Annotated in this window: 21 protein-coding genes; 11 read left to right on the top strand and 10 right to left on the bottom strand. The window is 67.5% G+C overall.

Annotation, left to right across the window (positions count from 1 at the left end; genetic code table 11):
- Nucleotides 1–22: 22 nt before the first annotated feature.
- The 3 genes from VHO04_RS06350 to VHO04_RS06340 form a co-directional block, all read right to left on the bottom strand.
- Nucleotides 23–676, bottom strand: coding sequence for an XrtA/PEP-CTERM system exopolysaccharide export protein (locus tag VHO04_RS06350; protein ID WP_414713086.1), 654 nt, complete (start codon nt 674–676; stop codon nt 23–25).
- 186 nt (nt 677–862) lie between these two features.
- A complete protein-coding gene (locus VHO04_RS06345; RefSeq protein ID WP_329627524.1) occupies nt 863–2,092 on the bottom strand; it encodes a pyridoxal-dependent decarboxylase, exosortase A system-associated in 1,230 nt (409 codons plus the stop codon).
- Nucleotides 2,089–3,612, bottom strand: a complete 1,524-nt coding sequence (locus VHO04_RS06340) for an acyl-CoA ligase (AMP-forming), exosortase A system-associated (RefSeq protein ID WP_329627523.1) — start codon at nt 3,610–3,612, stop codon at nt 2,089–2,091. The genes VHO04_RS06345 and VHO04_RS06340 overlap by 4 nt, the downstream gene beginning before the upstream one ends.
- A gap of 35 nt (nt 3,613–3,647) precedes the next feature.
- On the opposite strand from VHO04_RS06340, the gene VHO04_RS06335 reads away from it, so the two are divergent.
- The 4 genes from VHO04_RS06335 to VHO04_RS06320 all read left to right on the top strand — a co-directional run bounded on the left by VHO04_RS06335 (nt 3,648) and on the right by VHO04_RS06320 (nt 6,494).
- Entirely contained in the window at nt 3,648–4,664 is a 1,017-nt protein-coding gene (locus VHO04_RS06335) for a GNAT family N-acetyltransferase (RefSeq protein ID WP_329627522.1), read from the top strand.
- Nucleotides 4,661–4,921, top strand: coding sequence for an acyl carrier protein (locus VHO04_RS06330; RefSeq protein WP_329627521.1), 261 nt, complete (start codon nt 4,661–4,663; stop codon nt 4,919–4,921). Before VHO04_RS06335 ends, VHO04_RS06330 begins: the two co-directional genes overlap by 4 nt.
- A gap of 119 nt (nt 4,922–5,040) precedes the next feature.
- Nucleotides 5,041–5,721, top strand: coding sequence for a hypothetical protein (locus VHO04_RS06325; RefSeq protein WP_329627520.1), 681 nt, complete (start codon nt 5,041–5,043; stop codon nt 5,719–5,721).
- Nucleotides 5,706–6,494, top strand: coding sequence for a hydrolase 1, exosortase A system-associated (locus VHO04_RS06320; protein ID WP_329627519.1), 789 nt, complete (start codon nt 5,706–5,708; stop codon nt 6,492–6,494). Before VHO04_RS06325 ends, VHO04_RS06320 begins: the two co-directional genes overlap by 16 nt.
- 239 nt (nt 6,495–6,733) lie before the next feature.
- Here the strand turns inward: VHO04_RS06320 and trxB are convergent, their stop codons facing one another.
- Nucleotides 6,734–7,699: a thioredoxin-disulfide reductase gene (trxB, locus tag VHO04_RS06315; protein ID WP_329627518.1), complete on the bottom strand. Its 966-nt coding sequence runs from the start codon at nt 7,697–7,699 to the stop codon at nt 6,734–6,736.
- Between the two features lie 93 nt (nt 7,700–7,792).
- On the opposite strand from trxB, the gene VHO04_RS06310 reads away from it, so the two are divergent.
- Complete coding sequence (locus VHO04_RS06310; RefSeq protein WP_329627517.1) at nt 7,793–8,419, top strand: class I SAM-dependent methyltransferase; 627 nt, start codon at nt 7,793–7,795, stop codon at nt 8,417–8,419.
- A gap of 15 nt (nt 8,420–8,434) precedes the next feature.
- Nucleotides 8,435–9,730, top strand: a complete 1,296-nt coding sequence (locus VHO04_RS06305; RefSeq protein ID WP_329627516.1) for a caspase family protein — start codon at nt 8,435–8,437, stop codon at nt 9,728–9,730.
- Between the two features lie 103 nt (nt 9,731–9,833).
- Here the strand turns inward: VHO04_RS06305 and VHO04_RS06300 are convergent, their stop codons facing one another.
- The 4 genes from VHO04_RS06300 to VHO04_RS06285 all read right to left on the bottom strand — a co-directional run bounded on the left by VHO04_RS06300 (nt 9,834) and on the right by VHO04_RS06285 (nt 16,987).
- Complete coding sequence (locus VHO04_RS06300; RefSeq protein ID WP_329627515.1) at nt 9,834–10,562, bottom strand: rhodanese-related sulfurtransferase; 729 nt, start codon at nt 10,560–10,562, stop codon at nt 9,834–9,836.
- A 129-nt stretch (nt 10,563–10,691) separates the two neighbouring features.
- On the bottom strand, nt 10,692–12,719 hold the full coding sequence (locus tag VHO04_RS06295) for a GMC family oxidoreductase N-terminal domain-containing protein (RefSeq protein ID WP_329627514.1): 2,028 nt from the start codon (nt 12,717–12,719) through the stop codon (nt 10,692–10,694).
- Between the two features lie 218 nt (nt 12,720–12,937).
- Entirely contained in the window at nt 12,938–15,034 is a 2,097-nt protein-coding gene (locus VHO04_RS06290) for a malate synthase G (RefSeq protein WP_329627513.1), read from the bottom strand.
- Nucleotides 15,035–15,247: 213 nt separating this feature from the next.
- On the bottom strand, nt 15,248–16,987 hold the full coding sequence (locus tag VHO04_RS06285; protein WP_329627512.1) for a chloride channel protein: 1,740 nt from the start codon (nt 16,985–16,987) through the stop codon (nt 15,248–15,250).
- Nucleotides 16,988–17,092: 105 nt separating this feature from the next.
- Between VHO04_RS06285 and VHO04_RS06280 the strand changes: the two genes are divergently transcribed.
- Entirely contained in the window at nt 17,093–17,503 is a 411-nt protein-coding gene (locus VHO04_RS06280) for a helix-turn-helix domain-containing protein (RefSeq protein WP_329627511.1), read from the top strand.
- Nucleotides 17,504–17,697: 194 nt separating this feature from the next.
- Here VHO04_RS06280 and VHO04_RS06275 read toward each other — a convergent pair whose 3' ends face one another.
- Nucleotides 17,698–18,882, bottom strand: coding sequence for a GGDEF domain-containing protein (locus VHO04_RS06275; RefSeq protein ID WP_329627510.1), 1,185 nt, complete (start codon nt 18,880–18,882; stop codon nt 17,698–17,700).
- 193 nt (nt 18,883–19,075) lie between these two features.
- Between VHO04_RS06275 and VHO04_RS06270 the strand changes: the two genes are divergently transcribed.
- Genes VHO04_RS06270 through VHO04_RS06255 form a run of 4 tightly spaced genes read left to right on the top strand, consistent with a single transcriptional unit; the run spans nt 19,076 to nt 23,234 of the window.
- On the top strand, nt 19,076–20,284 hold the full coding sequence (locus VHO04_RS06270) for a hydrolase (protein WP_329627509.1): 1,209 nt from the start codon (nt 19,076–19,078) through the stop codon (nt 20,282–20,284).
- Entirely contained in the window at nt 20,281–21,294 is a 1,014-nt protein-coding gene (locus tag VHO04_RS06265; protein WP_329627508.1) for an arginine N-succinyltransferase, read from the top strand. Before VHO04_RS06270 ends, VHO04_RS06265 begins: the two co-directional genes overlap by 4 nt.
- Nucleotide 21,295: 1 nt before the next feature.
- On the top strand, nt 21,296–22,546 hold the full coding sequence (locus tag VHO04_RS06260) for an N-succinylarginine dihydrolase (protein ID WP_329627507.1): 1,251 nt from the start codon (nt 21,296–21,298) through the stop codon (nt 22,544–22,546).
- Nucleotides 22,547–22,553: 7 nt separating this feature from the next.
- Nucleotides 22,554–23,234, top strand: coding sequence for an MnmC family methyltransferase (locus VHO04_RS06255; RefSeq protein WP_329627506.1), 681 nt, complete (start codon nt 22,554–22,556; stop codon nt 23,232–23,234).
- Here the strand turns inward: VHO04_RS06255 and VHO04_RS06250 are convergent.
- Nucleotides 23,229–23,690, bottom strand: coding sequence for an Lrp/AsnC family transcriptional regulator (locus tag VHO04_RS06250; RefSeq protein WP_257548234.1), 462 nt, complete (start codon nt 23,688–23,690; stop codon nt 23,229–23,231). The genes VHO04_RS06255 and VHO04_RS06250 overlap by 6 nt on opposite strands.
- Nucleotides 23,691–23,801: the final 111 nt, after the last annotated feature.

The raw sequence follows: 23,801 nt of genomic DNA, 5'->3' as shown, positions 1-23,801 counted from the left end.
CAATCGGCGTCGCGGGCGTGCGTCAGAACATGCTTTCGGGGATGATGATGACGTCGCCCGGCTGCAACCGGACATTCGCCTTGATGTCGCCGCGCTTGATGAGGTCGTTGAGGCGCAGCGCATATTCGTGCTGCTTGCCCGTGCCCTTGTCGAACCGGACGAGCCGCGCCTTGTTGCCTGCGGCATATTCGCCGAGGCCGCCGACCGCGATCATCGCATCGAGCACGGTCATATTGGCGCGGAACGGGATCGACGCGGGCTTTTCGGTCGCACCGACGACGCGCACCTGCTGCGAGAAAGTGCTGTTGAAACTGGTGACGATCACGCTGACGATCGGATCGGTGATATACTGGCTGAGCTGCAGCTTGATATCCTGCTGCAGCATCGTCGGCGTCTTGCCGACCGCGGGCATGTCGGTGATCAGCGGCGTGGTGATGCGGCCGTCGGGGCGGACCTGCACCTTGCCGCCCAGTTCGGGATTGCGCCACACGAAGATCTGAAGCTCGTCGAGCGGACCGATGATATATTCCTCGCCCGGCCCTTCCTGATTCGCGACGAAATTGGCGCTCGGCAGTTGCGGCGCAGCGCCGCCCGCACCCATGCAGCCGGTCAGCGCGGTGGCGGCGATGCCCGAAACAAGCGCCGCCTTGGCGGCGCGAAGCAGGGGGAAGGACATCATATTCAAATCACCTTTCGAGCGGCCGCGGCCCTGTGCAGGCTCCATATCCCGCCAGAACAGCCTTTGCGTCAGGGTCAGCCATTGCTCGGAAAGGGTGAACATACCGTTAGTATTGGGATAAGTTCGCACCGCGCTTGTCGAACCTTGTGCCGCCTTGGCACAGAAATTAACCGTCCCGGCGGTTCAGACGAGCATTTCCTGCGCCGGTCCCTGCCCCAGAAAGGCCGCTGGACTCGCGGTCGCCCCATAAGCCCCCGCCTGAAAAATCGCAACAAGATCACCGACATCGGCGCGCGGCAGCGCAACCTGGTCGCCGAGCCGGTCGAGCGGGGTGCAGAGGCAGCCGACCACCGATACCGTCTCCGCGGGCGCTTCGCCAAAGCGGCTTGCCACCGCGATCGGATAGTTGCGCCGGATGACGGTGCCGAAATTGCCGCTCGCGGCGAGCTGGTGGTGAAGGCCACCGTCGGTGACGAGAAAGGTCTCGCCATGGCTGGTCTTGCGGTCGACGATGCGGGTCAGATAGACCCCGGCCTCGGCGACGAGCCAGCGCCCGAGTTCCATCGCGAACCCGCTCTCCGCCAGAACCGGATCGCGGCCGCCGAGTGTCTCCGTCAGTGCCGCGCCGACTGCTACGACATCGACCGCCGTGTCACCGGGAAAGTAAGGCACCCCCATCCCACCGCCCAGATTAACGAGCGGCGGCGCGACGCCGATCGCCTTCGCCAGCCGCGCCGCGAGCGCCACTGTCTGCGCCTGCGTGTCGGCGATGGCAGCGGCGTCAAGCGCCTGCGATCCCGCGAAAATATGAAAGCCGCGCCAGTCGGCGCCGGCGTCGATCAGGCGGCGCACCAGCACCGGAACCACTGCGGCATCGACCCCGAAGGGCTTGGCGCCGCCGCCCATCTTCATCCCCGATCCCTTGAGGTCGAAATCGGGATTGACCCGCACCGCCAGGCGCGGCGTGACGCCGAGCCTCTGCGCAATCGAAAGCGCCCGCTCGGCTTCACCCATCGATTCAAGGTTGAGCGTCGCGCCCGCCGTGATCGCCGCTTCGAGTTCGCGGTCGCGCTTGCCGGGTCCCGCGAAGCTGACATGCGCCGCCGCCATCCCGCTCGCCAGCGCCGCCTTGAGCTCGCCGCCCGACGCGACGTCGAACCCGTCGACCAGCCCCGCCATATGGGCGAGCAAAGGTGCATAGGGATTCGCCTTCATCGCGTAATGAAGCTGGACCTGCTTCGGCATCGCGGCGCGCCACTCAGCGACGCGCGCGCTCAACATCGCGCTGTCATAGACGAACAGCGGCGTGTCGCCCGCCGCATCGGCGAGCGCTTCGGCGCGGTCGCCGCCGATCAGCAACATGCCGCTGGCATCGGCGCGAAAGGCGGGCGGGATCGGACCGTGCGGCTTCATGCCGTCACCTTCCAGTCGGCGGCGATCGCCACCCGGTCGAGCTTGCCGTTGGGGTTGCGCGGCAGCTCGTCTCGCCATTCGACGACCTGCGGCTGCATGAAATTGGGGAGAGTCTGGCGAAGATACGCCGCCAGCCCCGCCTCGTCGCGCGCCCCCTTCCCCCGCACGATCAGGATGATCGCGGCGCCCAGGCGCGGGTCGGGAACGCCGAAGGCGACCGCTTCGTAAATCAGGCCGGAGGCGACCGCGGCATCCTCAACCTCGGTCGGGCTGACGCGGTTGCCCGCGGTCTTGATCATCGCGTCGTCGCGGCCGACGAAGGTGAGCAGACCATCCTTGTCGCGCCGCACCGTATCGCCCGACCAGACCGCGGTCCCGCCATAGCGCGACGCCGCGGGGGCGGGTTTGAACCGTTCGGCGGTGCGCTCGGCATCGCGCCAATAGCCTTTCGCCACCAGCGGTCCGCAATGGACGAGCTCGCCGGGTTCATCGTCGGCAGCGATGCTGCCGTCGGGGCGGCAGACGAGGATTTCGGCGTGCGGGATCGCGCGGCCCATCGAGGTCGGATGCGTCGCCACCAGTTCGGGGGCGAGGTAGGTCGAACGAAAGGCTTCGGTCAGCCCGTACATCGGATAGATGGCGGCGTTCGGAAAGGTGCCACGCATCGCGTCGATCAGCGAAGGCGTCAGCGCGCCGCCGCTGTTGGTCAGCCGTTCGAGCAGCGCCGCCGTCTCGGCCGGCCAGTCGCTTTCGACCAGTTGCACCCACAAAGGCGGCACCCCCGCGAGCGTCGTGATGCGGTAGCGCGCGACCGCCTTCACCACGTCGCGCGCTGTCAGATAGTCGAGTGGCGCGACCGCGGCGCCCGCGTGCCACGCCGACAGAAGCTGGTTCTGCCCATAATCGAAGCTGAGCGGGAGCACCCCGAGCACGCGGTCGCGCGGCGAAAGCTTCAGATAGGAAGCGACGCTTTCGGCGCCGAGCCACAGGTTCGCATGGCTCAGCATCACCCCCTTGGGGCGGCCGGTCGACCCGCTGGTATAAAGGATGGCGGCAAGGTCGCCGGGCTCGGCCATCGAAAGCGGCAGGCCGTCGCCGCCCGAATCGATTACCTCTTCGGCGACCTTCAGATCGCGCACCGCGCAGGCGTCCGGCCGGCCGGCGCCGAGCATATCGGCGCGCGAGCCGTTGGTGACGAGCAGCACCGCGCCGCTGTCGGCGAGGATGTGCGCGACCTGCGGCCCTTTCAGCAGCGGATTGACCGGCACATGGATCAGCCCCGCGCGCGCCGCGGCGAGCGGCATCAGGCAGGTCGCGCGGCCTTTTGCGCCCCAGCTCGCGACGCGCTCGCCGGGACCGCCCGCCTGATCGAGCAGCCACGCCGCGAGCCGTCCGACTCCCGCATCGAGATCGGCATAGCTCGTCACGCGCTCGCCGGTCAGCAGCGCAGGCGCATCGGCGGCGCCAAAACGGACGAGATGGTCGATCGGACGCGACGGCGGATTTTGTATCATGGTCATCGGCTGTTAGGAGCTAGGTGATAGAGCGCTGGGTCATGCAAGGGAACGGTGAAGATCACGCTAATGATATCCTGCTGCCCGCCACAGCGCGCGCGGCGGGCTTTGCCTCGCCCTTCGATCGCGCCGAGTGGTTCGACCTGCTCGCGGCGCATGGTTTCGCGGGTCAAGGCCGTCACGACGCGCGCGGCGACTGCGGGGCGGTATCGGCATGGCTGCCGCTGCACCTTGAAAAGCCGGGTCATTTTTCGGGGCTGACCTGCTGGTATAGCTTCGGCATCCGGCCGCTCTACGACGGTCCGGCGCATCCCGGCGAGCGCGGCGGGGCGCTCAGCGACCTGTTCGCGCGGCTGAAGCGCCGTGCCGCGCGCCTGACGCTCTATCCAGTGCCCGAGGTCGATGGCCTGCCCGGCGATCTCGCCATCGCGCTCCGCAAGGCGGGCTGGTGGGCTCGGGCGACGCCCGCGGGCGACCGCCACTGGCTCGACCTTACGGGCCTGACGCACGATCTCTGGTGGGAGAGCCGTCCCGGCGCGCTCCGCAGCACGGTCAGGCGCAAAGCGAAGAAGGGCGTCGTCGACATCGCGCTTTTCACCCGCTTCGACGCCGATGCCTGGGCCGCCTATGAAGCCATCTACGCGGCGAGCTGGAAACCCGAAGAGGGCGACCCCGCGCTGCTCCGCGCCTTTGCCGAGGCCGAAGCGGCGCGCGGCGCCTTGCGCATGGGGCTCGCCCGCATCGAGGGGCGGCCCGTCGCGGCGCAGTTCTGGACCGTCGAGGACGGCACCGCCTTCATCCACAAGCTCGCACATGTCGAGGACAGTCTGAAAGCCTCGCCCGGCACCCTGCTGTCGGCGGCGCTGTTTCGCCATGCGATCGAGGTCGACGGCGTGGCGCGGGTCGATTTCGGCACCGGCAACGACGCCTATAAGCGCGACTGGATGAACCGGCACGACCCGCTGTGGCGCATCGAGGCTTTCAATCCGGCGCGCATCGCGGCATGGGGACCGGCATTCAAAGCCTTTGCGCGTTCGCTGATCAGGAAAGACATATGACCGACACCGTCGACGCCACCCTCCGCGCCCTGCTCGCCGACGTGCTCGGCCTCGGCGAGGAACGCGCCGCCGCGCTGACCGATGACAGCGGCCTGTTCGGCGAGCTGCCCGAATTCGATTCGATGGCGGTCGCGACCGTCCTCACCGAGATGGAAGACCGCCTCGGCATCACCATCGACGACGACGAGATCGACGGCGAAATTTTCGAAACCTATGGGCATCTGCTGGCTTTTTCGCAGCGCAAGGTGGCTGGTTGACGGCCATCGCTTCCCTTCCATCCCGTCATCCCGGCGAAGGCCGGGATCTCGCCGTAGCTGGAAACGCCACGGCGAGATCCCGGCCTTCGCCGGGATGACGGCAGAAGAGGACGCGCATCATGGCGGCGGATGCCACCGAACACCATCTGCGCCTCACCCCCGCAGGCGCCCACCGCGCCACCGTGCTGCTTGTCCCGCCGCTGTTCGACGAAGCGAACCGGCTGCGCCGCACGCTGGTGCTTGCGATGCGCGCGCTGGCAGCGGAGGGCTTTGCGGTGGTCCTGCCCGACCTGCCCGGCCAGAATGAAAGCCTCGTCGCGCTCGAAGACGTCGACCTCGCTCGCTGGCAGGATGCGCTCGCCGATCTCGCCGCGGGCATCGCCGGCCGCGTCATCGTCGCGTCGATCCGCGGCGGCGCGCTGATCGATCACCGCGTCCAGGCCGCCGCATGGTGGCGCCTCGCGCCCGTCAGCGGCGCGTCGCTGCTCCGCACGATGATGCGCGCGCGCGTCGCCGCCGATCGCGAGGCGGGGGTCGAATCGTCACTCGACAGCCTGCACGAGACGGCAAAGGCTGCGCCATTGCTGCTCGCAGGCAACGCCCTGTCGCCTGCCATGGTCGCGCAGCTCGGCCGTGCCGAAGCGCAGCCGGTCGAGCCGCTGCGCAGCGTCGGCCTCGGCGCCGATGGCATCGCGGGCACCCCGCTCTGGCTGCGCGCCGAGCCCGGCGAGGATGCCGCCATGGCGGCCGCGATCGCCGCCGATATCATCGCATGGAGCCGGACATGCGGCATCATCTGACCTTCACCTGCGAAGGCGATACGCTCGCCGCGAGCCTCGACGAAGCGCCCGGCACGACGGGGCTGCTGATCGTCTCGGGCGGCAACGAGGTCCGCAGCGGCGCGCATCGCGGCATGGCAGCGCTCGCGCAACGCATCGCCGCCGCGGGCCATCCGGTGTTCCGCTTCGACCGCCGCGGGATCGGCGACAGCGAGGGCGCGAACGGCGGCTATACCAGCAGCGGCCCCGACATCGCCGCCGCGATCGCCGCTTTCCGGGAGGCTGCGCCGCATGTCGAGCGCATCGTCGCCTTCGGCAATTGCGACGCCGCGAGCGCGCTGCTGCTGCATCAGCCGCTGCCGCTGGGCGGGCTGATCCTCGCCAATCCATGGACCTACGAGGAGAGCGAGGTGGAAGCGGACGAACCCGCCCTGCCCCCCGCCGCCGCAATCCGGGCGCGCTATCTTTCGCGGCTGAAAGACTCGAGGAGCCTGCTCCGCTTGCTTAAGGGCGAGGTCGATGTCCGCAAATTGCTGCGCGGCCTGTCGGCGCTCGGTAAGCCGAAACCGCCCGCCGCGCCGGACAGCCTGCCCGCGCGGCTCGACCAGGCGATGGCGGCGCTGCCTTGCCCGGCGACAATCCTGCTCGCGACCGGCGACCGCACTGCGCAGGCGTTTGCGGAAAATTGCCGGCCGGGCGACATAAAGGTCGAACGCTTGGACAGCGGGTCGCACAGCTTTGCGGGAGCGGATGCCGATTGGCTGGCGGCGCGGATATTGGAAAGACTGGGCTGACCGCTTTGGAGTGGGGAGGGGACATAGCCTCCTCTCCCCTTGAGGGAGAGGATAGCGCAGCTTGCTCCCCTGGGAGCTAGCGAAGCTTGGAGAGGGGTGTGACGCCAGCGGACGCAAAACCCCCTCTCAACTTCGGCTAGGCAGCAAGCTGCCAAGCCTTCGTATCTCTCCCTCAAGGGGAGAGAATATGATCCTTACCTATGCCCGCTCCCGGCCGCTAACGGCCCTTCCGCGCCCCTCTACGCCTCCACCAGCGCCTTATATTCCGCCTCGGCCAGAAACCGCTCGGCGTCGAGCGCGGCCATGCAGCCCATGCCCGCCGCCGTCACCGCCTGCCGATAAATCTTGTCGGTCACGTCGCCCGCCGCGAACACGCCGGGGATCGACGTCAGCGACGTGCCCGGCGTCACCTGCAGATAGCCATCGTCGTCGAGCGGCAGCTTGCCCTTGAACAGCTCGGTCGAGGGGCTGTGGCCGATCGCGACAAAGCCGCCGTCGGTCGGTTCGTGGCTCGCCTCGCCGGTCACCGTGTCGATCAGGTCGACCCCGATCAGGCCCGCCGTGCCTTCGCCGCCGACAAAGCGCTCGACGCGCTTGTTCCAGAGCACCTTGATCTTCGGATTCGCGTGCAGCCGGTCCTGCAAGATCTTTTCGGCGCGCAGGTGATCGCGGCGGTGGATCAACGTCACGTCGTCGCTGTGGTTGGTGAGATAGAGCGCTTCCTCGACCGCGGTGTTGCCGCCACCGATCACCACGACCTTCTTGCCGCGATAGAAGAAGCCGTCGCACGTCGCGCACGCCGACACGCCCTTGCCGCCGAGTTCCTGCTCGCCCGGAACGCCGAGCCATTTGGCCTGCGCGCCGGTCGCGATCACCAGCGTTTCGGCGAGATAGACGTCGCCGCCGTCGCCCGTCAGCTTGAACGGACGCTGCGACAGGTCGACATCGACGATCGTGTCCCAGATCATGCTCGTGCCGACATGCGTCGCCTGCGCGGTCATCTGTTCCATCAGCCACGGACCCTGGATCACTTCTGCGAAACCCGGATAATTTTCGACGTCGGTGGTGATGGTGAGCTGCCCGCCCGGCTGGAGCCCCTGCACGACGATCGGCTGCATCCCAGCGCGCGCCGCATAGATGGCGGCCGACAGGCCGGCGGGGCCGGAGCCGAGGATGAGCATCTTGGTGTGGTGGGTGGCGGGCATGACGGTCTTTCTGATCCTGTGCGGGACCGCACAGATGGGTGTTGCCAACCGCGCTAGCAAGGCTCACCTTCGCCGCCAAGGGGAGTCGGAAAAATGGCGAGCTGGTGGGAACGTCATGGGGTGCCGCGGCTGATCAAATGCGCCTGTTCGCAAGGGCAGATCATGAAGGCGCGCAGCCGCGTCGTGCCGCACGCGGTGGGCGACGTTCTGGAACTCGGCTGCGGCGGCGGCATCAATATGCAATTTTACGATCCGATGCGGATCGACAGCTTCACCGGGCTCGACCCCTCGCCCGAACTGCTGGCGATGAGCCGCGCCGCGGCGGCGGCGCGCGGGATCGACGCCGACATCCAGGGCGGGGTCGGCGAGGCGATGCCGTTCGAGAGCGGGCGCTTCGATACGGTCGTGACGACCTTCACCCTCTGCTCGGTCGCCGATCAGGCCGCGGTGCTGGCCGAGATTCGCCGCGTGCTTAAACCCGGCGGCACCGCGCTCTTCCTCGAACATGGCGGCGCGCCCGATGCGGGAGTCGCCCGATGGCAGCGGCGGATCGAGCCGCTGTGGAAACGCATCGGCGGCAACTGCCACCTGACCCGTCCGATCGGCGACGCCTATGAACAGGCGGGCTTCGCGGTCGAGCGGCAAGGCGCGGCCTATATGCCCAAGACCCCCCGCCCCTTTGGCTGGATCGAATATGGCGCGGCGCACGCCGCCGCCTGACGGAAGGATGGCGCGATGACGCGATTCTGGCTTGTCCTCTTCACCACGCTCTTCCTGCTCGCCCCGACCGGCGCCGAGGCGCGCAAGGTCGCGCTGATCATCGGCAACAGCGACTATGCGAACACCAGCCATCTCGTGAACCCGGCGAACGACATCAAGCTCGTCGCCGCGTCGGCGCGGAGCGCCGGGTTCGACGATGTCACCGTCGCGGCGGACCTTGCGGTCAACGAGTTCCAGAAGGCGATGCGCGATTTCCGCGCCAAGGCCGAGGGTGCCGATGTCGCGATGGTCTATTACGCGGGGCACGGGATCGAGGCGCAGGGCAAGAACTGGCTGATCCCGACCGACGCGCAGCTCAAGTCGGACCTCGACCTGCCCTATGAAGCGATCAACCTCGACCGGCTGATGGAATCGGTGTCGGGCGCGCAGATTCGCATGGTGATTCTCGATTCGTGCCGCAACAATCCCTTCGGTCGTAGCTGGCGGTCGGGGACGCGCGCGGTGCAGACCGGGCTCGCGGGGGTCGAGGCCGACGACGTGCTCGTCATCTTCGCGGCGGCGCCGGGGCAGACCGCCGCCGACGGAAGCGGCGCCAATTCGCCCTTCGCGACCTCGCTCGCGAAACGCCTGCCGCAGCCCGACCTGCCGGTCCAGCTTCTCGGCGGCGCGATCCGCGACGATGTGCTCGCGGCGACCGGCGGGCTGCAGCGCCCGTTCGTCAGCGCCAGCATCACCGGAACACCCGTCTATCTCGTCCCGCGCCCCGGCGCCGCCAACCGCGCGGCGATGGAGGAATTGATGTGGAAAGGCGCGCTCGCCGACAACAGCATAAGCGCGTTCAAATCCTATCTCGCCGAATTTCCCGCGGGCAAATATGCGGCGCAGGCGAGCGACGGCGTCGCAAGGCTGACCAGAGACCCCAAAGCGCCCGCACCGGCGGCGATCACCGCAGCGGTCCGGCCGGCCGGCCCCCAATATATCCTCTCGAACATCCGCGTCGATTGCGTCAAGCTGACCGGGCGGCTGGGGCTCGGTCTGCCCGACCAGCTTTTCCTGCGCTTCAACACCGGCGAGCGCTTTCCCGAGGGCAAGAGCGAGATTTTCTCGATCAAGAAGGGCGAAAGCTGGGTCGTCGACAAGGCCTTCTCTTTCGACCAGCCGGTGAGCTTCCAGCTCCGCGAATTCGACGACATCGGCGGCAGCGATCATATCGGCACCGTCGACCTCGGCAGCGAGCCGGGGACGTTCACCAGGACGCTGACCGGGGACGCGAGCGACTATCGGGTGACCTATACGCTGACGGTGGGGTGAGAGAACGGAACCCGATCTCATCTTCGTCACCCCGGACTTGATCCGGGGTCCCGCTTCTCGACGGCACTAAGCGGGACCCCGGATCAAGTCCGGGGTGACGATTTCATTTCTTCTCCCCGACCTCGGCCAGCCCATGCCCCACGCTCACCCGCTCGTCGAAGACGAAGCAGCTACCGTGCCAGCGGCTTTCCTCGGCAGGCATCTGCTCCAGATAGGCCAGGATGCCGCCTTTCAGATGCACGACATCCTCGACGCCCTCGCCCCGCAGGAAAGCCGTCGACTTCTCGCAGCGGATGCCGCCGGTGCAGAACATCGCGATCCGCTTGCCCGCGAACGCCGCGGCATGATCGCGCCACCAGCCGGGAAAGTCGCCGAAGCTCTTGGTCTGCGGATCGATCGCGCCGGCAAAGCTGCCGTAGCCGACCTCGAAACCGTTGCGCGTATCGATCAGCACCGTGTCCGGATCGTCGACCAGCGCATTCCAGTCGGCAGGGTCGACATAGGGCGCGGCCTCCCGCGCCGGGTCGAGCCCCGGCACCTTCATCGTCACGATTTCCTTTTTGAGCCGCACCTTGAGCCGCCGGAACGGCATCGCCGCGGCGGCCGAATATTTGACGTCGAGGTTCGCGCAATCGGGAAGCGCGCGGATATGCGCGATCACCGCGGCGATGCCGTCCGCGCTGCCCGCGATGGTGCCGTTGATCCCCTCGCGGGCGAGGAGCAGCGTGCCCTTGACCCCATGCGCGGCGCAGAGATCGAGCAAGGGCTGGCGCAAGGCGGCGGGATCGTCGAAACCGGCGAAACGATAGAGGGCGGCGACGGTGAAGGTCATGGCGGCGCCCATAAACAAAAGCAGCCGTCATTGCGAGGAGCCGAAGGCGACGCGGCAATCTCCAGCTATCGACCTCGCGCGACGCCGAAGGCTGGAGATTGCTTCGCTACGCTCGCAATGACGAAGAGGTTACCGGAACGGATCGCCCCGCGCGGTCGCGTAATGCGCCATCGCCATCGTCGTCCATTGCGCGTTGACGCGAATGCAGGTGGGGAAGACGCTGGCGTCGGTCACCAGCACGTTGGTCGTGCCGTGAACGCGGCATTCGGGGTCGACGACGCCGTGCCGCGGGTCTTCGTTGATCGCATTGCCGCCGTGCGGATGGCTGCTCGACAGGGTGACGTCGTCGGCCTCCTCGATCGCGGCCTCGAAAAAGGCATCGACGTCCATGCCGGGGGTCACCACCTGCCCTTTGGTGAGCGCGGGATAGCATTCGAGCGCGCCCGCCGCGAAATGCACTTTGGTCAGCGTCGCCATCGCGCGGCTGAGCAGCGGCAGATCCTCGGCCTTGTCGAGCTGGAATTTGAGCTTGCCGTCCTTCACCCGTCCGCGCCGGTCGGCGGGAAACAGGATGCCCGCCGAATGGACGCGGCCGAAATTCTGCATCCGCGCCGCATGGTCGGCGAACCAGCCGGGCATCAGCGACGCCATCGCCATCGGCGGCTGGAAATGGCTTTCGAGCAGGAAGTCGCCGCAGTCGACATAGGTCGCCATCTGATCCTCGTCCCACGCATCGCCGCCGGCGCCGGACGGCATCAGCGCGACGACCGGCGAAGCGATATTGAGCGACACCTGCCGGCCGGTGCCGTCGATGTCGCTGCGACTGAGCAGCTTCGACGAAGCGATCGTGCCGCCCGCGACGATCACCCCGACGCGGGCGCGGACGAGCGCCTGCGATCCATCGGGCAGGATCAGCTTCACCGCCTCGGCCTCGCGCCGGCCGTCGATCGCGGTCTGCCAGACGATGCGGTCGGCCTTGGTGCCGGGCAGGATGCGCGCGCCATGGTCGCGGCAGGCGTCGGGCAGATAGGTCTGCGCCATCCCCAGCCGCCGCCCATAGGCGCAGCCCGTATTGCAATAGCCGCAATAGGCGCAGGCGGTCGGCGTGTGCGGCGGGCCGAAATTCTTCGCGAACCAGTCGGCAACCGCGCGCTGGTCCTTGGGATCGGTCGAGGTCGCGGCATAGGCGCGCCAGCCGTTCAGCAAATGCGGCCCGTTGTGCCGCCCGCTGCGCGGCTCGATCGGCGCGATGCCGAGGCGGTCCCGGATCGCGTCATAGCTTTTGTGAAAGGCATCGGCGTCGATCGGCGCGCCGACGCTCGCCCATCTGGCGAACACGTCGACCGCGTCGGGGTGCGTCCGCCCCGCCTCGTTCACGCGCAGGCAGATACCGTTGTTGATCGTCGACGACCCGCCGACGCAGCGCCCCTGGAACACTACGAAATCGCGATTCGTCGAGGTTTGCAGCGCGCCATGCTTGAACAGGTTCGCGACCATGTCGAGCTCGTGATGATTGATCCGCGGCGAAGGATAGAAGGGCCCGGCCTCGACGATCAGCACCTTGTAGCCCTGCGCCGCAACCCCATGCGCCGCGACCGCGCCGCCCGCGCCCGAACCGATGACAATCACGTCATATTCGTCTGCGAGCGTCGAAGCGTCGAGGATATGCGCGGGGTCGATTTCGCGCCCTTCGACGCGCGCGATCTCGATTTCGCCGGAACCGCGATGGCGATGCTTCGGCAGGGTAAAGCCGATCTGCCTGTGCACCGGGTTCGCGGCATTGGCGTCCTGGTCGCCCGGCATCCAGTGGCCGTAATAGCAGCCGTAGATAATGCCGCGCAGCCGCGCCATGTCCTGAAACAGATCGATGCTGCTGTTCTGGAGCCGGTTCCGGATCCGCCGCGCGCGCTCCCCGACGTCGGCGAGCACGAACAGCGGGCCGAGGACGATTTCGGTCGCGGTCAGCGACAGGCGGATCTCGTCGAGCTTCGTCCCGCCGACCTTGGCGAACAGGTCGCTGACGTTGGCGACGACCTGATCGGGCGTGATCTTCATCTCGGCGCCGTGGAACAGCGCCTCGGTCAGCGCCTTCAGGAATTTGAGCTGCCCGAAATTGAACGGTGCCGCCATCGCCATGCCCCCTGCCTGCCCTGTCATCAGATGCCGGTTTATAGGGCGCGAAGGCAAGGCGTATTGTATCGAAGCGGCAGTTTTGGGGTGAGATGACATTGGCTGGAATCGTCATTGCGAGCGAAGCGAAGCAATCTCCAGCGCGCGTTCATGCAGGACGATAGCCGGAGATTGCTTCGCTTCGCTCGCAATGACGAAGACAGGATGCCACCGTCGCCCCCGCGGAGGCGGAGGCGACGAACGGGTTACGCCGCTTTCTTCGCCTGCCGAAACTTGTGCAGCAGCGGTTCGGTATAACCCGACGGCTGCGTCACCCCCTCAAAGATCAGCGCCCGCGCCGCCTGATACGCAATCCCGTCGGGCGTCAGCTTTTCATAAAGCGGATCACCCGCATTCTGCGCATCGACCTTCGCCGCCATGCGCGCCAGCGCCGCGTCGACCTGTGCTTCGGTGCAGACGCCATGGAGCAGCCAGTTCGCCAGCGCCTGCGACGAAATGCGCAGGGTGGCGCGGTCCTCCATCAGGCCGACGTCGTCGATGTCGGGCACCTTCGAGCAGCCGACGCCCTGGTCGATCCAGCGCACGACATAGCCGAGGATGCCCTGACAATTATTGTCGAGTTCGCGCGTGACCTCGGCCTCGCTCCAGTTGCGCCCCGTCGCGACCGGGATGGCGAGCAGCCTGTCGAGCGACGGCACCGCCTCGCCCGCGATCTCGCGCTGGCGGGCGAAGACATCGACCGCATGATAATGCAGCGCGTGCAAGGTCCCGGCGGTCGGCGACGGCACCCATGCCGTGTTCGCGCCCGATTTCGGGTGGCCGATCTTGGCTTCGAGCATTGCCTTCATCAGGTCCGGCATCGCCCACATGCCCTTGCCGATCTGCGCCTTGCCGCTGAGCCCGCAGGCAAGGCCGATGCGGACGTTGCGGTCCTCGTAGGACGCGATCCAGTCGGACGCCTTCATCTCGCCCTTGGGGATCATCGGACCGGCGCGCATCGAGGTGTGAATCTCGTCGCCGGTGCGGTCGAGGAAACCGGTGTTGATGAAGACGATGCGGTCCTTCACCGCTTCGATACAGGCGGCAAGGTTGGCGCTGGTGCGGCGTTCCTCGTCCATCACCCCGACCTTGACCGTGTGGCGCGCGAGGCCAAGCATGTCCTCGACCGCGTCGAACAGCCGGTTCGTGAAGCCGCATTCCTCCGGCCCATGCTGCTTGGGCTTGACGATATAGACGCTGCCCGCACGGCTGTTGCGAAGGGTGCCGAGCCCCTTGAGGTCATGGATCGCACACAGGCTGGTGATCACTGCGTCGCAGAGCCCCTCGGGCGCTTCGCTGCCGTCGGGAAGCCGGATCATCGGCGTCGTCATCAAATGACCGACGTTGCGCACGAACAGCACGCTGCGGCCGTGCAGCGCGAAGGCCGTGCCGTCGGGCGCGGTCCAGTCGCGGTCGGCGGCCATGCGGCGCGTCATCACCTTGCCGCCCTTGTCGAAACTCTCGACCAGATCGCCGCGCATCAGGCCGAGCCAATTCGTATAGCCGAGCACCTTGTCCTCGCCATCGACCGCGGCGACGCTGTCCTCAAGGTCGATGATCGTCGTCAGCGCGGCTTCGACGATCACGTCGGCGATACCCGCAGGATCAGTCCGGCCGATCGCGCTGGCGGGATCGATCACCAGTTCGATGTGCAGGTCGTTGTGTTTGAGCAGGATGCCGCCGTCGCGCGTGCCGGCAAGCTGCGACGGGTCGGCAAGCGCCAGCTCCCCGCCCTGCCAGTCGGCCCATTTGCCACCATTTGCGAGCGGCACCGCTTGGTCGAGGAAAGCCTTCGCGCGCGCGATCACCGCCGCGCCGCGCTCGGCATCATAGCCGCCGGGCTTCGCGGCCGGCGCGTCGAGCGCGTCGGTGCCGTAGAAGGCGTCGTAAAGGCTGCCCCAGCGCGCATTGGCGGCGTTCAAGGCAAAGCGCGCATTGAGCGCGGGGACGACGAGCTGCGGCCCCGCCATCGTCGCGATTTCGGCATCGACATTCGCGGTGCCGACCGCGAAAGGCGCGGGTTCCGGGACGAGATATCCGATCTCGCGCAGATAGGCCTGATAGGCTTGCGCGTCGTGCGCCTGCCCTTCGCGGGCCTGATGCCAGGCGTCGATCTTGGCCTGCAAATCCTCGCGCTTGGCAAGCAGCGCGACATTCTCGGGCGCGAATTTGCCGAGCAGCGCGGCGAAATCGGCCCAGAAACGCGTCGCGTCGAGCCCCGTTTCCGGCAGCGCCCGGGTTTCGATAAAATCGACCAGACGCGAATCGACGGAAAGGCCGTGGCGATCGAGGAAATCAGTCATGCAAGCACCCTTTGGTCGGCGCGGACGCGCCAGTGGACCCGGGGAGGAAAGGGCCGCCGCCCTATGGCGCGAATGACGGGGCTTGGCAATGGGGCGGTGGATTGACCCCGCTCGTCATTGCGAGCGGAGCGAAGCAATCTCCAACTACCATCCTGAATCAACGCGGGCTGGAGATTGCTTCGTCGCTGCGCTCCTCGCAATGACGGACCAGATTCACCGCGACCGCGCCGTCTCCGCCCTCCGATGGTCGCGGCGCGCCTTGAGCAGGTCGTGGCGCGACAGGATGCCCAGCACCTTGCGCGTCGCCGGATCGACGATCGGAATGCGCCCGACCCCGGTTTCGACGATCATGTCGGCAATCTGTCCGATCGGCGCGTCGGCGTGGGCGACCGGCTGCGCGGCGTCGGAGACGAGATCGGCGAGGGTGCGGTCGGCCGGCATGTCGGCGACGCGCCATTCGAGCACGTCGCTGCGCGACACGAGACCCAGCAGCCGGCCCTCGGCATCGACCACCGGATAGCTGCGATGCTCGGCGCTTTCGGCGAAGAAATCGAGGACGTCGCCCGCCGCCATCGTTCCGGGCAGCGTCGCGGGCTGCGGCGTCATCAGGTCGCGCGCCTGCACAAGGTCCATCGGGTCGACGACATATTCCTGCCGGATGTGCCGCCCGCGCCGCGCGATCTTTTCGGTGAGGATCGAGCGCTGCATGAGGAGCACGCTGACCGCATAGGCGCCGCACGCGGCCGCGATGGTCAGCGGCAGCGCGCCGTACAGCCCCGTCACCTCGACCGCGAACAGCGCTCCGGTCAGCGGCGCGCGCATCGCGCCGCTCAGGATTCCGGCCATGCCGACAAGCGCCCAGACGCCCGGATTGCCGAGCCAGAGATGCCCCGCGAGTGCCCCCGCCGCGCCGCCGAGGATCAACAGCGGGGCCAATATGCCGCCCGAAGTCCCCGATCCCAAAGCGAAAAGCCAGACCACCGCCTTGACCACCAGCAGCGCGACCACGACGCGCATCGCGAGCGTTCCGTCGAGCAGCGCCTGGATGCTGCCATAGCCGGCGCCAAGGACATGCGCGTCGATCAGCCCGCCAAGCCCGACCACCACCGCGCCGATCGCGGGCCACCACATCCAGTGCACCGGCAAGCGGTGAAAGCCGTCCTCGATGCGGTAAAGCAGCGCCGACAGCAGCGCCGCCTCCAGCCCCACGACCACACCGAGCACGCCGGCGATCGGCAGCGCCGATCCGGCGGGCGGCAGCGACGCGGCAAGCGGGAACATCGGCTCACTGCCGATGAGCAGCGGGCGAGCGCCCATCGCGACGAGCACCGCGACGACGACGGGGACGAAGCTGCGCGGTTTCCACTCGAACAGCAGCACCTCCAGCGCCAGCAGGATCGCCGCGAGCGGGGTGCCGAAGATCGCGGTCATCCCCGCCCCGGCGCCCGCGACCAGCAGCGTCTTGCGCTCGGCGGCGCTAAGGCGGAAGCGCTGCGCGAACAGCGAGCCGATCGCGCCGCCGGTCATGATGATCGGCCCCTCGGCGCCGAACGGCCCGCCGCTGCCGATCGAGATCGCCGCCGAAATCGGCTTCAGCACCGCGACCTTCGGCGACAGGCGGCTCTGGCCATAGAGGATCGCCTCGATCGCCTCGGGAATGCCGTGACCGCGGATCTTGTCAGAGCCGAACCGCGCCATCACCCCGATCATCAGCGCCCCGATCACCGGAATGACGACGACGAGCAGGCCGACCGACGCATCGGTGATCGCGGTCGCGGCGAAGGAGAAGCGGCCGAACCAGAAGAGGTTCGTCGCGAGCGCGATCGATTTCAGCAGCACCCAGGCACCGCCCGCAGCGCCCGCCCCGATCGCCAGCGCCAGCCCGGCGAGCAACAGCATCCGCCGGTCGGCGCTGTGATCCGCGAGTTTATAGGCGGCGGGAGGAACGGACATGGGATTTCCAGCAGGATTGAATGGGCGGCCCGCGCCATTATATCGCAATGCGATATAATTCAATGGAGCTTTCCTCCTTTCGTGCCGCCCCCTATGCCGTCCTCCATGCCGCGCGAGACCGCCCTCACCGACGCCGATTACGCCGCGCTCGCCGATTTCCGCCATGCGCTGCGGCAATTCCATGCCTTCAGCGAGGCGCGCGCGATCGAGCAGGGACTGACCCCGCAGCAACATCAGGCACTGCTCGCAATTCGCGGCGCCGGGCCGGACCTGCCGACGATCGGCGATGTGGCGCGGCGGCTGATGCTCAAGCCGCACAGCGCGACGGGGCTCATCAACCGTCTCGCCGATCAGGGCTGGATCGAGCGGATTGCCGCGACCGACGACCGGCGCCGCGCACGGCTGCGGCTGACCGCCAAGGCGCGCGACGCGCTGGCGGCACTGTCGGCGGCACATCGCGACGAGATCCGGCGAATGCGCCCGATGCTGGAGATCATGCTCGCGGCAATCGGATGAGTCCGGATCGGGACCTATCAGCCCTCCTTCCCTCGTCATTTCCGCGAAAGCGGGAATCCAGCTTTTCCTTCTTCGCGCCTTTGCGCCTTTGCGTGAGATTTTCAAAAGACTCACGCAAAGGCGCGAAGAATTAAGAGAGCAGAAAGCCGGGTTCCCGCTTTCGCGGGAACGACGGGAACTTAAAAAGTTTCGGGTCAGGCGGCGCCGCGCACCGGCGTCGGGGGCAGATCGCCGAGCGCGACGCGGACGCGGTTTCGCCCGCCCGTCTTCGCGCGGTAGAGTGCGGTGTCGGCGCGATGCATCAGGTCGGGCAAAGCCTCCGGCGGCATCCATTGCGCGACACCGAAGGAAGCGCTGAACCGGCGGTCGACGCCGAGCACCGGCAATTTCGCCGCGGCGAAGGCCGCGCGCACTACTTCGGCATAAAGCCGTCCGTCGGACAATAGCGCGCCGGGCAGGAGGACGACGAACTCCTCGCCCCCGACGCGACCGACGATCGCGCCGGACGGCGCGGTCTCGGCCAGCATCGCGGCGAAATGCGCGATTACTCCATCGCCCGCGGCATGGCCGAAACTGTCGTTGATCCGCTTGAAATGATCGAGATCGGCGGCGATCAGCACCGCTCTGCTCCCGTCATCGCCTGCGCGCGCGAGCGCTGCTTCGGCATGACGCTCAAAACCGCGGCGATTGAAGACGCCCGACAGCGGATCGGTTTCGGAGCGGGCGATCATCTCGGCCGTCGTGTCGCGCATGGTCACCAGCAGCATGACGAGTCCGGTCGCGATCAGCACCACCACGCTGCCGCTTTGCGAGATCGCCGCATAGGTCGTTTCCATATAGTCCTGCGGGGTGGGCGCCGTGCCGACCATCATGGCGAACAGCGGCTTGAGCAGATAAATCGCCGCCGCGACCGCCTGCAGCGCGACGAGCAGCAGGTCGAGCGGCTGCCGGCGACCCGAGCGCCAGATCATGATACCGAACAGCGCCTGCATAGCGAAATAGGGAAGCTGATAGAGCGCCAGCCGCAATAGCGAGCCATAGGTCATGTTGAAGATCACCGGCACCAGCAGGATCGTGACGATCCAGATCGCCGTCATCGCGGTCCATGGCGGGCGAACGTGATAGTGGCGCGCGACCCCGATCAGCGCGAAGCTGAGCGCCGACAGGAAGACGAGGAAGATGCCGATGCTGACCGGCACCGGATCGGCCTGTTGCCGGAGCAGAAATTCCAGTCCGGCATTGACGATTCCCATGCCGCAGCCGAGCGCCAGCCACCGCGCGCCGCGCGCGCTCCGGTTCGTTGCCGCGACCACCGCGAAGGCCACGGCAAAGATGCCCGCAACGGCCATATTGATGCCAAGCACGAAGGCAGCAGTCATCGATCCACTCATCATTGCTCCGGGGCGGGTAGCGGAACGGCCACGAAATTTTGGTTAACAGCGTCAATCGGGCGAGGATTCGCATGGGGTGCATAGGCGCGCGGGCGCACGGCATCAGTGACTTACGGTATCGCGGCAACAAAATGCCGGGCCGGGGGTGCCAAAGCCGCTCGCCGCTCGCTATAGCCACGCCATGACCACCCTCACCGCAAGCGAAAGCGCGACCCTCGAACGCGCCGCCGATGCCCCGATGCTGACGCAGGTCGAGCAATGGGCGGCGGTGAACAGCGGCACCGGCAATCTGGCGGGGCTGAAGACCGTAGCGGGCCTGCTCGCCGACGCCTTCGCGGGCTTGCCCGGCGCGGTGCGGCTCGTCGCGCCCGATCCGGTCGAGAGCGTCGATGCCGCCGGCAATGTCCGGACGACCCAGCGCGGCGACCATCTCCATTTGCGCGTCCGGCCCGAGGCGCCGGTGCAACTGCTGCTGACCGGCCATATGGACACGGTGTTTGCCGCCGACCATCCCTTCCAGTCGCTGCAATGGCTGGAACCCGGCGTGCTGAACGGCCCCGGCACCGCCGACATGAAGGGTGGTATCGCTGTGATCCTCGCGGCGCTGAGCGCGCTTGAGGCCTCGCCGCTCGCGGCGCGCGTCGGCTATGACGTGATGATCAACAGCGACGAGGAGACCGGCAGCCACGCCTCGGCGGCGCTGATCGCCGAACTGGCGCGCGGCAAGACCGCCGCGCTGACCTACGAACCCGCATTGCCCGACGGCACGCTCGCGGGCGCACGGCCGGGCAGCGGCAATTTCTCGGTCCTGATCCACGGCCGTTCGGCGCACGCCGGGCGCAATCCCGAGGAGGGGCGCAACGCCCTCGTCGCCGCAGCCGACCTCGCGCTGCGGCTGAACGCGCTGAAATCGCCGGACCTCAAGGTCAATCCGGCCAAGATCGACGGCGGCGGGCCGAACAATGTCGTTCCCGATCAGGCGATTCTGCGCGTCAACATGCGCCCGATGACGCCCGATGCCATGGCTGCCGCCGAAGCGGCGCTGCGCGATGCGATCGCCGCCATCTCGCGCGACCATGATGTGCATTGCCACCTCCACGGCAACTTCAATCGCCCGCCCAAGCCGCTCGATCCCTCCGCGACGCGCCTCTTCGAACTGGTGCGCGACTGCGGCGCGACGCTCGGCCTGGCGATCGGCTGGAACGCCACCGGCGGTGTCTGCGACGGCAATAATATCGCGGCGTGCGGGGTGCCCGTCGTCGACACCATGGGTCCGCGCGGTGGCGCCATCCATTCGTCGGACGAATTTCTGATCGTCGACAGCCTCGCCGAACGGGCACAGCTATCGGCGCTCACCTTGTTGAAAATAGTGGAACGGGGGACTGTGTGACCTATGTGATCCGGGCGGCCAAACCGGGCGATCTCCAGAGCATCTACGAAATGGCGAAGCTGACCGGCGGCGGCTTCACCAACCTGCCCCCCGATCGCCAGGCGCTGCGCGCCAAGCTCGAACGCGCCGAGGCCGGTTTCGCGTCGGACAAGGATGAGCCGGGCGACGACCTTTATCTGATGGTGCTCGAGGACATGGATAGCGGCGAGGTGCGCGGCACCTGCCAGATTTTCGGGCAGGTCGGCCAGCGCTGGCCCTTCTACTCCTATCGCATCGGCACCGACAGCAAGCATAGCGAGCAGCTCGACCGCACCTTCCACGCGCAGGTGCTGATGCTCAGCAACGACCTTAACGGCGCGAGCGAGGTCGGCGGGCTGTTCCTTCACCCCGCGGCGCGCGCCGGCGGGCTCGGGCTGCTGCTCGCGCGCTCGCGCTATCTGTTCATCGCGCGCCACCGCGCGCGCTTCGCCGACCGCATCCTCGCCGAGCTGCGCGGCGTGATCGACGAGGCCGGCGGCTCGCCCTTCTGGGACGGGGTCGCGGGCAAATTCTTCGGGATGAATTTCCAGGAGGCCGATCAGTTCAACGCGGTGCACGGCAACCAGTTCATCGCCGACCTGATGCCCAAGCATCCCGTCTATATCGCGATGCTCCCCGAAACCGCGCGCGCGGTGATCGGCGTGCCGCATCCGACGGGCCGCGCCGCGATGCGGATGCTGGAGAATGAGGGCTTCGCCTTCGAAAATTATATCGACATCTTCGACGGCGGCCCGACGATGACCGCGCGCACCGATCAGGTCGCGAGCATCCGCGATGCGAAGCATGTCGCGGTGACGGCGATCGGCGATGGTGGAGACGGGGGAGTCGCGGACGCGCTGATCGCCACCGGCCAGCTCGCCGATTTCCGCTGCTGTTTCGGGCGCATGGGCGCCGACGGCACGATCGACGCCGAAGCGGCGCGGATATTGGGTGTCGGGGTCGGTGACGCGATAAGCTGGATCGGGCGCTGACATGCTCACCGAAATCAATTTCGACGGGATCATCGGCCCGACCCACAATTATGCCGGCCTCAGCCGCGGCAATATCGCCTCGGCGAGCAACGCCGGCGACGTGTCGCAGCCGCGCGCCGCGGCGCTGCAGGGCATCGAGAAGATGCGCCACAATATCGCGCTCGGGCTCCGCCAAGGCTTCTTCATGCCGCTGGATCGCCCCGACGCGCCGTGGCTCGAAACGCTCGGCACGACGCTCGACGGCGCGGAAGCGCATCTGCGCGCGCAGGCCTGGTCGGCCTCGTCGATGTGGGCAGCGAACGCCGCGACCGTCTCGCCCGCGCCCGACAGCGCCGACGGCAAATGCCATCTGACCGTCGCCAACCTCGTCACCATGCCGCATCGCAGCCACGAATGGCCGGGGACGCTCGCGCAGCTTCGCCTCGCCTTCGCCGATCCGGCGTTCGTCGTGCACGGCCCCATCCCCGCCCCCTTCGGCGACGAAGGCGCGGCGAACCATATGCGGCTCTGCGACGGGCACGGGTCGCCGGGGGTCGAGATTTTCGTCTACGGCGTCGGCGGCGGCCGCTTCCCGGCGCGCCAGCATCTCGACGCGTCGAAGGCGATCGCGCGCAAGCATCGGCTCGACCCCGCGCGCACGCTCTTCATCCGCCAGTCGGATATCGCGATCCAGGGCGGCGCCTTCCACAACGACGTCGTCGCGGTCGCGAACGAGCGGGTGCTGTTCACGCACGAAACCGCGTTCGAGGACCGCGAAGGCGCGCACGCGCAGATCCGCGCGGCCTTTCCCGAGGTCGAGATCGTCGAGGTGCCCGCGAGCGCGGTCAGCCTGCCCGAAGCGATCAAATCCTATCTCTTCAACGCGCAACTCGTCAGCCTGCCCGGCGATGGCGGCATGGGGCTGGTGCTGCCGACCGAGGCACGCGAGACGAAATCGGTCTGGGACTGGCTGGAGGCGCATGTCGCGGGCAACGGGCCGATCCGCCGCCTGCTTCCCGTCGACGTTCGCCAGTCGATGGCGAACGGCGGCGGTCCTGCCTGCCTCCGCTTGCGCGTCGTCGCCGATCCGGCGCGCGTCGATCCGCGCTTCCTCGCCGACACGGCCAAGCTCGATCGCATCGCCGAGGTGGTGGCGAAGCATTGGCCCGAAGCGATCGCGCCCGGCGACCTCGCGTCGGCGGCGCTCGTCGCCGAAGTGCGGCAGGCGCGCGCGGCGCTGCTCGACGCGCTCGGCCTTGGCGAATTGAACTGACCGCCGAGTGAAAATCCGCGAGCTGATCGACACCGCCGCGATTCCGGGTGGCGAAACGCTGCGCCTGTTCCGGCGCGGCGAGGATCATATCATCGCGATCGGCGGCAACGAGTTGATGAACAGCCGGATGAGCGGTTCGGAGGAATCGCTCGCGGTGATGAGCTGCGAGCGGTTGCACGACCCCGACGCCGCGCATCTGCTGATCGGCGGTTATGGCATGGGGTTCACGCTGCGCGCGGCGCTGGCGGCATTGGGGCCGAAAGCCAGGATCACCGTCGCCGAACTGGTGCCCGCGATTATCGATTGGGCGCGCGGGCCGATGGCGGAGCTGGCGGCGGGCTGCCTCGACGATCCGCGCGTCGAACTGGTTATCGAGGACGTCGGCGCCGCGATCGCGGCAGCGTCCGGCCGCTACGACGCGATCCTGCTCGATGTCGACAACGGCCCCGACGGGCTGACGCACCCCGCGAACGACCGCCTCTATTCGCCCGCAGGCCTCGCGAAGGCAAAGGCGGCGCTGCGGCCGGGCGGGCTATTGGCAATCTGGTCGGCCGCCCCCGACGCACGCTTCACGAAGCGCCTCGCGGCGGCGGGCTTTCGGGTCGAGGAGGTCGGCGTCCGCGCCCGCGCGAGCGGCAAGGGCGCACGCCACGTCATCTGGTTCGCGCGGGCGGGCTCGCCCCTATAGCGGCAATTCGGTCGTCGCCTTGATCTCGGACAGCGCGACGGTCGAGTTGATCTCCTGAATGCCCGGCAATTTGCTGAGCTGATCGAAGAAGAAGCGCTCATAGGCGTCGATGTCCTTCGCGACGATGCGCAGCATGAAATCGGTCGTGCCCATCAGCACATAGGCGTCGAGCACTTCGGGAAAGCCGCGGATCGCCGCGCTGAATTCGTCGAGGTTGGCGCGGCCGTGGGCGTTGAGCTTCACCTGCGCGAAGACATGCGCGTTGAGCCCGACGCGCCGCCGGTCGATCAGCGCGACGCGCTTGCGGATGAAGCCCTCGCGCTCGAGCCGGTCGATGCGGCGCCAGCAGGGCGACACCGACAGGCCGACGCGCTCGGCGATCTCGGCGGTCGTCTGGCTCGCGTCGCGCTGCATCTCGCGGAGGATTTTTATCTCGAACGGATCAAGATCGGTCATTCATTTCCCATAGGACAAATATTTGGGAATAAATATCCCATATTTTGCCGATCCACCCCGAAAAGCGACCGAGATTACCCGCAGCACCCATGCCATCCTCGGCGCCTCATC

Origin of the sequence: Sphingopyxis sp. (genome assembly GCF_036261875.1) — a bacterium.
In the GTDB taxonomy this organism is placed as follows: domain Bacteria; phylum Pseudomonadota; class Alphaproteobacteria; order Sphingomonadales; family Sphingomonadaceae; genus Sphingopyxis.
This window is presented reverse-complemented; position numbering and strand designations above follow the sequence as displayed.